This window comes from Vibrio rotiferianus (genome assembly GCF_002214395.1).
Classification (GTDB): domain Bacteria; phylum Pseudomonadota; class Gammaproteobacteria; order Enterobacterales; family Vibrionaceae; genus Vibrio; species Vibrio rotiferianus.
Window position 1 is genome coordinate 2,977,207 of sequence record NZ_CP018312.1, and the last position, 12,823, is coordinate 2,990,029.

At 45.8% G+C, this 12,823-nt stretch carries 11 protein-coding genes; 5 read left to right on the plus strand and 6 right to left on the minus strand.

The annotated features are described in order from the left end of the window. Window positions 1–7 precede the first annotated feature (7 nt). On the minus strand, window positions 8–931 hold the full coding sequence (gspC, locus tag BSZ04_RS22955) for a type II secretion system protein GspC (RefSeq protein ID WP_038884241.1): 924 nt from the start codon (window positions 929–931) through the stop codon (window positions 8–10). A gap of 250 nt (window positions 932–1,181) precedes the next feature. Between gspC and hslR the strand changes: the two genes are divergently transcribed. The 4 genes from hslR to BSZ04_RS22975 all read left to right on the plus strand — a co-directional run bounded on the left by hslR (window position 1,182) and on the right by BSZ04_RS22975 (window position 6,744). After that, on the plus strand, window positions 1,182–1,568 hold the full coding sequence (hslR, locus tag BSZ04_RS22960) for a ribosome-associated heat shock protein Hsp15 (RefSeq protein ID WP_029560895.1): 387 nt from the start codon (window positions 1,182–1,184) through the stop codon (window positions 1,566–1,568). A 31-nt stretch (window positions 1,569–1,599) separates the two neighbouring features. Further along, window positions 1,600–2,475 carry an Hsp33 family molecular chaperone HslO gene (hslO, locus tag BSZ04_RS22965; protein WP_010444980.1) on the plus strand — a complete coding sequence of 292 codons (876 nt, stop codon included), beginning with the start codon at window positions 1,600–1,602 and terminating at the stop codon, window positions 2,473–2,475. Between the two features lie 336 nt (window positions 2,476–2,811). Next, a complete protein-coding gene (gene pckA, locus BSZ04_RS22970; protein WP_010444979.1) occupies window positions 2,812–4,440 on the plus strand; it encodes a phosphoenolpyruvate carboxykinase (ATP) in 1,629 nt (542 codons plus the stop codon). 120 nt (window positions 4,441–4,560) lie between these two features. After that, complete coding sequence (locus BSZ04_RS22975) at window positions 4,561–6,744, plus strand: AsmA family protein (RefSeq protein ID WP_088881475.1); 2,184 nt, start codon at window positions 4,561–4,563, stop codon at window positions 6,742–6,744. Here the strand turns inward: BSZ04_RS22975 and BSZ04_RS22980 are convergent. From BSZ04_RS22980 to BSZ04_RS22990, 3 genes are all read right to left on the minus strand, one after another. Continuing rightward, the gene (locus tag BSZ04_RS22980) at window positions 6,730–7,647 is read right to left on the minus strand and encodes a bifunctional GNAT family N-acetyltransferase/hotdog fold thioesterase (protein WP_038884236.1); all 918 of its coding nucleotides are present in this window, start codon (window positions 7,645–7,647) and stop codon (window positions 6,730–6,732) included. The two genes, BSZ04_RS22975 and BSZ04_RS22980, sit on opposite strands and share 15 nt — an antisense overlap. Before the next feature lie 108 nt (window positions 7,648–7,755). Further along, window positions 7,756–8,190 (minus strand): D-aminoacyl-tRNA deacylase, encoded by a 435-nt coding sequence (dtd, locus tag BSZ04_RS22985; RefSeq protein ID WP_038884235.1) that lies wholly within the window; start codon window positions 8,188–8,190, stop codon window positions 7,756–7,758. Then, a complete protein-coding gene (locus tag BSZ04_RS22990) occupies window positions 8,162–9,106 on the minus strand; it encodes a virulence factor BrkB family protein (protein WP_010444975.1) in 945 nt (314 codons plus the stop codon). The genes dtd and BSZ04_RS22990 overlap by 29 nt, the downstream gene beginning before the upstream one ends. Window positions 9,107–9,141: 35 nt before the next feature. Between BSZ04_RS22990 and BSZ04_RS22995 the strand changes: the two genes are divergently transcribed. Then, window positions 9,142–9,783: a DUF2959 domain-containing protein gene (locus BSZ04_RS22995; protein WP_005448522.1), complete on the plus strand. Its 642-nt coding sequence runs from the start codon at window positions 9,142–9,144 to the stop codon at window positions 9,781–9,783. A 95-nt stretch (window positions 9,784–9,878) separates the two neighbouring features. Here the strand turns inward: BSZ04_RS22995 and BSZ04_RS23000 are convergent, their stop codons facing one another. Together BSZ04_RS23000 and typA are read right to left on the minus strand one after the other, a co-directional pair. Further along, the gene (locus BSZ04_RS23000) at window positions 9,879–10,430 is read right to left on the minus strand and encodes an AAA family ATPase (protein WP_088881476.1); all 552 of its coding nucleotides are present in this window, start codon (window positions 10,428–10,430) and stop codon (window positions 9,879–9,881) included. Window positions 10,431–10,505: 75 nt separating this feature from the next. Then, entirely contained in the window at window positions 10,506–12,335 is a 1,830-nt protein-coding gene (typA, locus tag BSZ04_RS23005; protein ID WP_010444969.1) for a translational GTPase TypA, read from the minus strand. Between the last annotated feature and the right edge of the window lie 488 nt (window positions 12,336–12,823).

Sequence of the window (12,823 nt, forward strand, 5' to 3'; positions counted from 1 at the left end):
CTAAGTATTAAAATTGGATATAGATGTCGTACTGTTGGCCATCTCGCTCAACAGTTAAGTTCAATTCTTGCAGGTTACTCATTTCCTGAGCGAGTTTTGCTAGTGAGGAAGGATCACGTAAGTCGATACCATTTAGCTCCACAGCAATATCACCTGCTTGTAAACCTACATCATTAAATAAAGAAGCTTCACGCCCTGGTGAAACGCGATAGCCAATCGTACTGCCATCCTTCTTTACTTCTGAAATGCTGATGTAGTTAAAAACTCGTTTAGGGTCACGTGCAATCTCAGCACGGATCTGATCCAGCTTCTCTTCAGAAACAGAAGCCTTTTCAACATTACTTTTTGCCACGGGTCTTGATTGTGCGCTCTGGGAGAGCTTCTTGTACTCAACCCCTTCAAGCATCAAGGTTTCATCTCGTCCTTGGTTATCGATAATCACACGATCTACCAAGACAGCTTTTAACTTCGCTCGAGTACCTTCAATTTCCTCACCAATACCATAAGTCGCTTGTTTACCACGATTGGCAATAACCGCGAGACTGGTATTCGCATTCGAACTTGCTACAGCACCTACCAAGGTAAGGTTCAAACGCGTTTTAGGGGCGTCTTTTACGATCGGTTGCTCAACCACAACGGGCTTTTGCTCATTGTACTTTCCAAATAGGTTGGCATTTTGGATCGCTGAGAAGTCGATGGCATCAGATTTATTGGTACTGACCGAAGAACTAGAAGATGGCTGCCATTTAGCAATGCCAGAGGATTGAGGCATTGCAAGCCAAACCAATTGACCTAATACCCACCCGATCATTGCAATCAATATGCACGTTGCTACCAAACTGAGTTTAGATTGAATAGCGAGATTGTTGGACTTAATCCGAGCCAATAGCGGGCTACTCAACAATCCAGCATTTAGCTCCAAACGCTTCACTTAATAAATTCCTTTATTGTTACGCTCGCCGATGAACACTCAAAATGACCGACGTTACCCTGAAAAATTTGCAACAACTTTACTAGTCAACAAAGAGCAGTGAACTATATCACAAGATAGTTTTTGCTCTGTTTTCTTATGCCGTTTTTGCCAACTCCCTTGAAAAAATTAGGCCTTGACTCCATTTGTAGGTGAATAATCCACCACTCGATATCACATTTATCGCAGTGATTAGATACGACAGAGTTATATGAGTTCCATAAATGAAGCCGTAAGGCTAGATAAATGGCTGTGGGCGGCCAGATTTTACAAGACACGCTCCATCGCTCGGAATATGGTCGATGGCGGCAAAGTCCATTATAATGGACAACGAAGCAAGCCAAGCAAGATCGTTGAACTTGGAGCCGAGGTGCGCTTACGCCAAGGTAATGAAGAGAAAATCGTGATAATCGAGAAAATCTCAGATCAACGTCGTGGTGCACCGATCGCTCAAACGCTTTACAGCGAAACCACTGAAAGTATAGCTAAACGTGAAGAACACGCTAAGCAGCGTAAGCTTAACGCCCACAATCCAAGTCCGGAACGCCGCCCTGATAAAAAGCAGCGCCGAGACATCATTAAGTTCAAACACCAATAAAAGCCGGAATTACTGACGAGGAAAGCACTCCATGGCAAACAATGTTTTAAACCGCTACTTATTCGAAGATCTTTCAGTACGTGGCGAGTTGGTACAATTGGATGAAGCATACCAACGTATTATCTCCAGCAAGGAATATCCGGCAGCACTACAAAAACTGTTGGGTGAGCTACTCGTTTCGGCCACTCTTTTAACTGCAACTTTGAAGTTCGAAGGCTCAATCACTATCCAGCTGCAAGGTGATGGTCCTGTATCACTCGCAGTAATCAACGGCGACCACGATCAGAAAATCCGCGGCGTTGCTCGCTGGGAAGGCGACATTGCTGATGATGCAAGCCTGCACGACATGATGGGTAAAGGTTACCTAGTGATCACTATTGAGCCGAAGAAAGGCGAACGTTACCAAGGTGTGGTTGGCCTAGAAGGCGAAACATTGGCTGACGTAATCGAAGGCTACTTCGCAAACTCAGAGCAGCTAAAAACGCGTTTGTGGATCCGCACTGGTGAACACGAAGGCAAAGCGCACGCCGCTGGTATGATGATTCAAGTCATGCCTGATGGTACTGGCACGCCAGAAGACTTCGAACACCTAGAGCAACTCACGGACACGGTAAAAAATGAAGAGCTGTTCACGCTACCAGCAAACGAACTGCTATACCGTCTCTACAACCAAGATAAAGTTCGTCTATACGAACCACAGCCTGTGGAATTCCACTGTGGTTGTTCTCGTGAGCGCAGTGGTGCAGCGATCATCACGGTTGATAAAACTGAAATTTATGACATTTTAGCAGAAGAAGGATCAATTTCTTTACATTGTGATTACTGCGGCACGTCATACACGTTCGACGAATCTGAAGTAACGGATCTGTACACTCAGTCAACTCCAGACAATAAAATCGTGCATTAATTTTCATAGCTTAACAAGCTTGTAATTTACCCTTCAAAAGGCCAGCATCATGCTGGCCTTTTTGTGATCAAACCCACGTATAACCTTGCTTCCAACGTAATAAAGCAACTGCTTAATTTTAAATAATTAATAATTATTTTGCTCTGGCGCAAAGGTTTGCGCGCACGATAAACTATTCGTACCGATATGTGACGGGTTACCTAAAACCACAATGAAATCATGGATATTTTTTGAGCTATCTCCCTGTTTTCTCCCCGCCCCGTTGCTAGCATGGTGAGCAGATAAAATTAAAACATTCTTACAAAATCCCTACAAAAATCCTTATAAGGAGCACCTATGACCGTTATGGAACATACAAAGGCTGCAACACTTGATCTAACCAAACACGGATTGCACAACGTGAAAGAGGTTGTTCGCAACCCAAGCTACGAAATGCTGTTCGAGGAAGAGACCCGTGCTGACCTAACTGGTTATGAACGTGGTGTAGTTACAGAACTCGGCGCGGTTGCCGTAGACACTGGTATCTTTACTGGTCGCTCACCAAAAGATAAGTACATTGTTAAAGATGCAACGACAGAAGAGCACATGTGGTGGACTTCTGACGCAGTGAAAAACGACAACAAAGCAATAAACAAAGAAGTATGGGACGACCTAAAAGAGCTAGTGACTAACCAGCTTTCAGGTAAGCGCCTATTTGTGATTGACGGTTATTGCGGTGCAAACCCAGACACTCGTTTGAGCATTCGAGTGATCACTGAAGTCGCATGGCAAGCACACTTCGTGAAAAACATGTTCATCCGCCCAACAGAAGAAGAATTGGCAACGTTTGAGCCTGATTTCGTGGTAATGAACGGTGCGAAATGCACCAACGAGAAGTGGGAAGAGCACGGTCTGAACTCAGAAAACTTCACTGTATTTAACCTAACAGAGCGCATGCAACTGATCGGTGGTACGTGGTACGGCGGAGAAATGAAGAAAGGTATGTTCGCCATGATGAACTACTTCCTGCCGCTTAAAGACATCGCATCGATGCACTGTAGTGCAAACATGGGTGAAGAAGGCGACGTTGCGATCTTCTTCGGTCTATCTGGCACAGGTAAAACCACCCTATCAACTGATCCTAAACGCGCACTGATTGGTGATGACGAGCACGGTTGGGATGACGACGGCGTATTCAACTTCGAAGGTGGCTGTTACGCTAAGACCATCAAGCTATCGAAAGAGGCAGAGCCTGATATCTACAACGCGATCCGCCGCGACGCACTACTAGAGAACGTTACGGTTCGCAGCGATGGTTCTATCGACTTTGATGATGGTTCTAAGACTGAGAACACCCGTGTGTCTTACCCACTTCATCACATCGACAACATCGTTAAGCCAGTATCGAAAGGTGGCCACGCAAACAAAGTGATCTTCCTATCGGCTGACGCATTTGGCGTACTACCTCCAGTGTCTAAGCTGACACCAGAGCAAACTAAGTACCACTTCCTATCTGGCTTTACTGCTAAGCTAGCGGGCACAGAGCGTGGTATCACGGAGCCAACGCCTACCTTCTCAGCGTGTTTCGGTGCAGCATTCCTAACACTACACCCAACTAAATATGCTGAAGTACTAGTAAAACGTATGGAAGCAGCAGGTGCTGAGGCTTACCTAGTCAACACTGGTTGGAACGGTAGCGGCAAGCGTATTTCTATCCAAGATACGCGCGGTATCATTGACGCCATCCTAGATGGTTCGATTGAAAACGCTCAAACTAAACATATCCCTATCTTCAACCTAGAAGTGCCGACTGCTCTACCAGGTGTAGACCCAAGTATTCTTGATCCACGCGATACTTATGTTGACCCACTACAATGGGAAAGCAAAGCCAAGGATTTAGCAGAACGCTTTATCAATAACTTTGATAAATACACGGATAATGCAGAAGGCAAATCACTTGTAGCTGCTGGCCCGCAAGTCGACTAAGCTCAACGTGATTTAGTTACAAAAACACTTCACAAGCCCCTCTTTTGAGGGGCTTTTTATTGAAACCTCTTCAATATTGATACACTCTAAGCAGCAAGCTGGCCAAAGGTTCTCAATGGAATGAAGACAGTAATAAGGATTCTCACACTCGCTCTTGTCATATTGATTTGTGTACCAATCGTACTCGCGGGCTTGTTAACGACATCATACGCACCACAAACATGGCAACTTATCTCACAGCCATTATCCCTTGATTGGCAAGCCAAAAGTGTCCATTACCAGTTTCCTTATCATGTTTCTCTGCAGGGGGTAACAACATCCTCAGAGCAAATACCCTACATTGAGCAAATCGACCTCTGGTTCAATCCAGATATCAGACGCGATAACCTATGGATACTAGACAGCCTGTTAATTGATGGCGTTGAAGCGCAGCATGGTCTGCCAGAAATCCAAGTTCCAAGCAATATTTTGCTTCACCAACTCGCTCTAAAGAACATCAACTACGCCGATGACCGTTATACTGCTCGAAACGTAAATATTCAGATCCAAGATCCAACCTGGCTAACAAAAACACAAACCATACCCTATGGTGAGATTCAGTTGTCTGCTGACCAACTCTACTGGAAAGGGGAAGCGTTCAATCAACTACTGCTTGATATCGATTACAAAGCGCAAGACAGCACGCTTTATGGCGCTTCATTTAGCTGGCGTGGCAGTGAGGTCTCCGGTCAGGGAGAGCAGTACTCACAAGGCTGGTCACTGGTAAATGTGACCGTAGATAAACTGAAAATCGATAACCTACAACTGCAATCTTTACTCACCAAACCATGGCAAGCACTGCCAATTAATATCAATCATATCAATAGCCTAGATCTATTGAACGCAGATATCGAGTACGGCGATTGGCACTGGCAAAACCTAGAATTGTCTCTCGAAAATGCCTCCCTACCACTGTCACTATGGAACACAACGGCACAGATTTCTCTGCAAGCAGACAGTGTCAGCTTTCAAGATCAAACTGCGGTAGAGCCTCGCTTGAATGCCCAGTTCAAACCGGGGGCGATTCAACTGCAAGAGCTGAGCTTGGATTGGCAACAAGGCACAATACAGCTATCAGGCATGTTTGAGCCAAAGCATTGGACAATTAACAACGCCACCGTCAGTGGATTAAAATGGGCTATCCAGCCTGATGATAAAACCGACTGGTGGCAAATCACCACAGAAACGCTCCAGAAAGTCAATGTGAAGCAATTAGAGATTGAACGCAGCCAAGTTATCCAGTTATCTAAACAACCTTACTGGCAGCTTTCTGGGTTGAATTTGGAAGGTAACCAACTCGAAATAAAACACAGCAATGACAATTGGGGTATTTGGAACGGCAAGCTTGATGCTAGCGTTGTTAACGCCAGCTACGATCAAGTCATCACATCACACGCAGCAATTTCAACACGAAGTGATAATGGCTTGTGGCAACTGACGCGTTTGTTCGCCCCTCTGGAGCAAGGCTATATTGAAGGCTTAGGACAAATCGACCTTAGCACCACCAGCCAACCTTGGACGCTTAACCTCAACGCCGATGGACTCCCTCTGCAACTGTTCCACCCTTACTTACCAACGGTGCTCGCGGTCAATGGTTTCTCTGACTTAAGCCTCGACTTAAAAGGCTTAGCCGGCGATCAAAATATGCTTGCTTTCAGCTTGTCAGGCGAAGTGGAAGCCAATCTGCGCGATACCACCTTAAAGTCACAAGCTGATGATTCACTCAAGGCGCTCACCTTCAGCCCGCTGCGTTTACGTGCCCAACGCGGCGAAGTGAAGTTTCAACCAGTGACCATTTCAGGCAAAGCCATCTCGGGTAACCTTTCCGGAGAGTTTGATATGGCGAACAACCCAATTAGTGGTGTGATTTATCAGCTCAGAGAAACATGTGGTTCGATTCAAGGTGACCTGCTGAGTGGAGAAGTCAAAGCAAATGAATGCGTCAATATGTCAAAACAGACTGAGCCAGAAGAACCCAAACAGAGTTCACTGAAAGCGACGAACAGCACCAGCATTAAACCAATCAACTTAGAGCAATATGAGGAAGAATTAAGTGAAGAAGTGGTAGAAGAAAAAGAACCTACTGCTGCGCCGCCCTCAGAAGAGCAGCTTATCTCTGTTCAAGAAAGCTCCCTTATCGAAGAAAAGTCATCTGAAGAAAGCGCTACTTCAGAAGCAGATAACTCCAAGATAGAACCGGGCGCATCGCAAGAACAGGATGCGCCACAAGAAGTACTAAAATCAACGGACCTAACAGCTGAGTAGCTTAGAGTAATTCGGCAGCAACATGTACGTACCAACAAAATCCACCGCAGGCACGTCGCCACTGTAAATCACCACGTGGATAACAATGCGCGCTTTACGCCCTGATGCGAGCCTGTCCAAATCACCACTGATACCATCTAGTGATGTACTCGCGACAGGGTTCTCTTCGACAGGATGGCGATAACGAATCGAACTGTCTGCCAATACAATATCACCGTGCAAACCACGCTCTTTCATTAACAACCACGCCATCCCCCACCCTGTAAGCGTCGCCAAGGTAAAGGCTGAACCAGCAAACATGGTATTATGTGGATTCAAATTCGGGTTAAGCTGTGCGCTGCATTCAAACTGATAGCCGGTATATTGGTTAATTTTAATCCCCATTTTATCGGCAATTGGGATCTGCGCTTCCCAACGTTGTTGCAGCTCAGTACACCATTCAGGTCGACGAAGCACATCGGCCATCGGATCAAGCGGCTTTACCATTTGTTGGTGACGTACTGGACCGCGCTCGTCTGTCAGTTCACCGCGACGCTCAAAACCATTTTTTTCATAGAAGGCAATCGCGTCTTCACGGGCATTACACACCAGACGCTTCGCCCCTTCTTGCCGAGCTAACGACTCAAGCGCCACCAGCACCAGTGAACCCATGCCTTTGCTGCGACGGTTGTTTTTTACCGCCATGTAACGGATCTGACCGTCGTTATCTGGGGTTATGTACAAACGACCGATCGCCATCGGACGGCCACGACCGTCGGTAATCATCCGGTGATGGCTCATACCATCATACTCATCACGCTCAGAGCCTACAGGCATGCGCCATGGTTCTCGCAGCATCTGCCAACGAAATTGATAGTACTTGTTAAGCTGATTTTCAGTTTTTGGAGTTATAAGTTTGAACATATCAATCCTTTGAAAGCACAAATCAAATACAAGCCATAAGGCAAATAACCCAAGTAAAATCAATTCACTTGGGCTTAAAGCTTAGACTATGCAGCTAAGGTTTCCAGATTAGACCTGTAACCAAAAAGTCACCGGGCCGTCATTAATCAATGACACTTTCATGTCTGCTGCAAAGCGGCCACGTTGCGTTGGCAGTACTTCCTCACACAGATCTGAAAAGTAGTCATATAAACGCTCTGCATCCGCAGGATGCGCGCCGCGAGAAAAGCCTGCGCGAGTGCCCTTTTTGGTGTCGGCTGGTAACGTAAATTGAGACACCACCAAAACCTTACCGTTCACTTGTTTGACGTTGAGGTTCATTTTGCCTTCATCATCTTCAAACACACGATAAGTGGTTACACGCTCCATCAAACGTTTTGCTTTTGCTTCATCATCGTCCTTTTCTACTCCAAGTAGGACAAGTAGACCTTGGTCGATTTCACCGACAACTTCACCGTCTACACGAACGGCGGCTTCACTGACTCGTTGAATTAGCGCTATCACGACTCTCGCTTCCTTCATCTGTTAATTGCAATTCAGCGGTCGAGTGTATCATTTCTAGGTCGTCACTCCAGTGCTCTCTTTCGCCCAGAGCGGCCGTGACTTCCGCGCCAATCAATACGATCAGCCAACACAAATACACCCACACAAACAGGATCGGAATCGCGGCAAGTGCGCCGTAAATCAGCTGGTATGACGGGAATTGGGTAATGTAGAACGCAAAGCCTTTCTTACTCAATTCAAACAGCACCGCGGCGATAGCTGCACCAATGGCACCGTGAGACAGATAAACTTTTTTGTTTGGCACTAAGAAGTACAAACCCATGAATGCAAAGAATGACAATAACAATGGCAGCCAGCGCAAAAACAGGTTGTAAGCGCCCGATAAGGTTTCGTTTTCAATCAGCTTAAGCGATGTTACGTAAGAGGTTGCAGCAATACTCGCACCGACCAGAATCGGACCAAGGGTCAGCACCATCCAATACATGGAGAAAGAAAACACTGGGCGACGTTTGTCTTTCACTCGCCAGATGTAGTTTAAGTTCTTATCGATGTTGGAGATCAGCATCAGGGCTGCAACAAACAAAAACGCACCACCCACGGCGGTCATCTTGCCTGTGTTTGAGACAAACTCTTGCAGCGCGGTTCTGACTGCATCACCAGAAGCGGGGACGAAGTTATCGATGATGTAACCCTGCAGCACTTCGCCGACATTCTCAAATACCGGAAACTTTGACAAAATCGACAGTAATACCGTCAACATCGGCACAATAGACAACAAAGTGATGTAAGCTAGATAGCCTGCATTAACGTTAACGCGATCGTGCGTCATACGCTTGAGCAAATATTTGAAAAACGCGACGCTCCCCGGCACGAGCTTGCTCAATCTCACCTTGTAACTCTCTGATAACTGGTTCATAGTTCATCCCATAAATTAGCGTCGAGGACATAAGAATGCCTTATTTATTAGCAATTGTACTATCAATTTTCACTTTGACAGGATGTCAGTCCGCATATTATTCAGCAATGGAGCAAGTGGGTTACCACAAGCGCGATATCATGGTAGATCGCGTGGAAGACGCCAAAGAGTCACAACAAGATGCACAAGAAGAGTTCACCAGTGCATTAGAAGCACTTTCTGCGCTGACCAACTTTGATGGTGGTGAATTGGAAAGCGTCTACAACAACATTAACGATAAATACGAAGACAGCGAAAAAGCGGCGCAAGACGTGCGCGACCGTATTGCTGCGATTGAAGATGTATCGGATGCCCTATTTGATGAGTGGCAAGGCGAGCTAGACCTGTACACCAGTGCGAAACTGCGTCGCTCTAGCGAACAGAAGTTACGTGAAACCAAAGCGTCTTACAAAACCATGCTTAACGCAATGAAGCGTGCGGAAGACAAGATGACACCGGTTCTGAATACACTGCGTGACAACACGCTTTACCTCAAGCATAACTTGAACGCGAGTGCGATTGGCTCACTGAAAGGTGAATTCTCTAGCTTAGAGAAGGACATTCAATACGCAATTAAGCAAATGAATGCCGCGATTGCTGAATCAGACAAGTTCCTACAGCAGCTGAATCAAAAGTAATTCGATAAAGCCTCCTCCTCGTGAGGAGGTTTTGCTATTTAGCGGAAGAGCTAACTTATTCACCACGTAGTCACCCGTTTATCTTCCGAGCTCTATCAGCGTTTCTCACCTTCTACCTCAGCAACTAAGCCCATTACTTGTCGAACAAACGCCACTCGTTCAGCTACGCTTCCCCATGGCACTTCAACCACGTCATACCCCAGTTCAGTATAGGTATCGACTAAGGTTTGATGAATTTGTAGCGCCTCTTCAAAACTGTGTGGACGCACATCATCTTGAACATAAATAGAGGCTTCAGGTCGGCATGTGAGCACCTTACTCTGGTAGCCAGCACTCTCAATCAAGAAGGTGTGTTCAACGGGACAACCGCCTACCTGTAGGTATGCCACGATGTCTGGGATAGCACGGTCAACAAAAGCCACATCATAATTGAGCGCTTCTCGCTTTTGCTTCCCCATTAACTCAAGGCATAAGTTGGCGAACTCCGACAGATTCGTCCAAGGCAAAATACCGTTGTCCAACTGGCTTTGCTGCTCAATCAAGCTACGAGAACCTTCAGCAAAGGTGGCATAGCCCAACTGACCTAAAGCATTCAACAAGGTGGTTTTACCTGCACCCGGACCACCGGTAATCACGATTGGCTTCATAGTGTTATTCCTTCAGATACAAAAAGCCCCGAGCATAACTCGGGGCTTGTTCTTAATCGAATCTGTTACAGCAGATTATTTTGCTGAACGTGAAGCACGCTTACGATCGCTTTCCGTTAGGAATTTCTTACGGATACGGATGCTTTCAGGTGTTACTTCTACTAGTTCGTCATCATCGATGAACTCTAGTGCTTGCTCAAGAGTCATCTTGATTGGCGGAGTAAGAACCTGTGCGTCATCTGTACCAGATGCACGAACGTTGGTTAGCTGCTTACCTTTCAGTGCGTTTACTGTTAGGTCGTTGTCGCGGCTGTGAATACCGATAACCATGCCTTCGTAAACTTCAACACCGTGACCGATAAATAGACGACCACGCTCTTGAAGGTTGAATAGTGCGTTAGTTAGCGCTTTACCCATCGCGTTTGCGATTAGTACACCGTTTACACGTTGACCGATGTTACCGCCTTTGTGTGGCGCGTAGCGATCGAACGTATGGTAAAGAAGACCAGAACCAGAAGTCAGCGTCATGAACTCAGTTTGGAAACCGATCAGACCACGAGATGGCATTTCGAAGTCCATACGTACACGGCCTTTACCATCTGGAGACATGTCTTTCAGCTCACCTTTACGCAGGCCGATGTTCTCCATGATGCCGCCTTGGTGCTCTTCCATAACGTCGATAGTTACTGTCTCGAACGGTTCCATTAGCTGACCATCTTCTTCTTTGATGATTACTTCTGGACGAGATACAGCAAGCTCGAAGCCTTCACGACGCATGTTTTCGATCAGGATAGATAGGTGAAGCTCACCACGGCCTGATACGCGGAATTTGTCTGGATCGTCTGTTTGCTCTACGCGCAATGCAACGTTGTGTACCAGCTCCTTCTCTAGACGCTCAAGGATGTTACGTGAAGTAACGAACTTACCTTCTTTACCAGCGAATGGAGACGTGTTTACTTGGAACGTCATTGTTACTGTTGGTTCATCAACAGACAGCGGCGGTAGTGCTTCTACTGCGTTTTGTGCACAGATAGTGTCAGAGATTTTTAGCTCGCCAAGACCAGTGATCGCAATGATATCACCCGCGTTAGCTTGCTCAACTTCGTGACGCTCTAGGCCAAGGTAGCCCATTACTGTACCTACTTTACCGTTGCGAGTTTTACCGTCAGCACCGATAACAGTTACTTGTTGGTTTGCTTTCACGCTACCACGAGTTACACGAGCAACACCGATAACACCAACGTAAGAGCTGTAGTCTAGCTGAGAAACTTGCATCTGTAGTGGACCGTCTAGGTCAACTTCTGGAGCCGCTACTTCTTCAACGATAGTTTCGAATAGTGGTTCCATGTTTTCGCCAGTTTCGCCCTCTTCTAGAGTAGCCCAACCGTTTAGTGCTGAAGCGTAAACCACTTTAAAGTCTAGCTGTTCGTCAGTTGCACCTAGGTTGTCGAATAGGTCGAATACTTGATCCATAACCCAATCAGGACGAGCACCCGGACGGTCAATCTTGTTGATTACAACGATTGGCTTAAGGCCGTGAGCAAATGCTTTTTGCGTTACGAAACGCGTTTGTGGCATTGGGCCATCAACAGCGTCAACGATAAGTAGTACTGAATCTACCATCGACATGATACGTTCTACTTCACCACCGAAGTCCGCGTGTCCCGGAGTATCTACGATGTTGATACGGTAATCATTCCAGTTGATTGCTGTGTTCTTAGCAAGAATGGTAATACCACGTTCTTTTTCGATGTCGTTTGAGTCCATGACTCGCTCTTCAGCTTCGCCGCGAGACTCTAGAGTACCTGATTGTTGTAGTAGTTTATCAACCAGTGTTGTTTTACCGTGGTCAACGTGCGCGATGATCGCGATATTTCTTAATTTATCAATCTGTGGAGTAGCCATGGATTAGATTCACTTAGATAGATGAAATGCCCCCACGCTGAGAACGGGTGCTCTCTGGTGACATTTGCTGATTAAAAAAACGGCCATAATGTACCAGATTTTAGCAAAAAGCCTAGAAATATGTGATCTACTCCCGAGCTTTTCTGCGAAATTTACGCTTAATGCCCACTTTCCCGAGCAAAGCGAATTGATTCAAAGCAATTTTATTCCAATCGTTGCTTATTAGAAATTGACTCTTGCTCAAAAACTGGGCTAGATAAGCAACGTAGTTGTCACATTGTGGTGCAATAATCAAAAGATGCACCATTACAGTGCAATTAAAGATCATTTTGGTGCAATCGTTTGCACCAAACTTGCTCCTTAAAACATAATTCCTTGAAATTAATGGAATAATTTTTTTGGCACGGTTTTGGCTTTAGAGAAACCAGCATCGATTAATAAAATTTCAAGCAAATTAATCAATGCTGGATTTAATCAAGAACTCATAA

Coding starts and splice junctions, on each gene's coding strand:
- BSZ04_RS22975 (WP_088881475.1), top strand. CDS start 4,561: ATGAAGACAGTAATAAGGATTCTCACACTCGCTCTTGTCATATTGATT.
- BSZ04_RS22995 (WP_005448522.1), top strand. CDS start 9,142: ATGCCTTATTTATTAGCAATTGTACTATCAATTTTCACTTTGACAGGA.
- typA (WP_010444969.1), bottom strand. CDS start 12,335: ATGGCTACTCCACAGATTGATAAATTAAGAAATATCGCGATCATCGCG.
- hslR (WP_029560895.1), top strand. CDS start 1,182: ATGAGTTCCATAAATGAAGCCGTAAGGCTAGATAAATGGCTGTGGGCG.
- pckA (WP_010444979.1), top strand. CDS start 2,812: ATGACCGTTATGGAACATACAAAGGCTGCAACACTTGATCTAACCAAA.
- BSZ04_RS22980 (WP_038884236.1), bottom strand. CDS start 7,647: ATGTTCAAACTTATAACTCCAAAAACTGAAAATCAGCTTAACAAGTAC.
- BSZ04_RS23000 (WP_088881476.1), bottom strand. CDS start 10,430: ATGAAGCCAATCGTGATTACCGGTGGTCCGGGTGCAGGTAAAACCACC.
- BSZ04_RS22990 (WP_010444975.1), bottom strand. CDS start 9,106: ATGAACCAGTTATCAGAGAGTTACAAGGTGAGATTGAGCAAGCTCGTG.
- hslO (WP_010444980.1), top strand. CDS start 1,600: ATGGCAAACAATGTTTTAAACCGCTACTTATTCGAAGATCTTTCAGTA.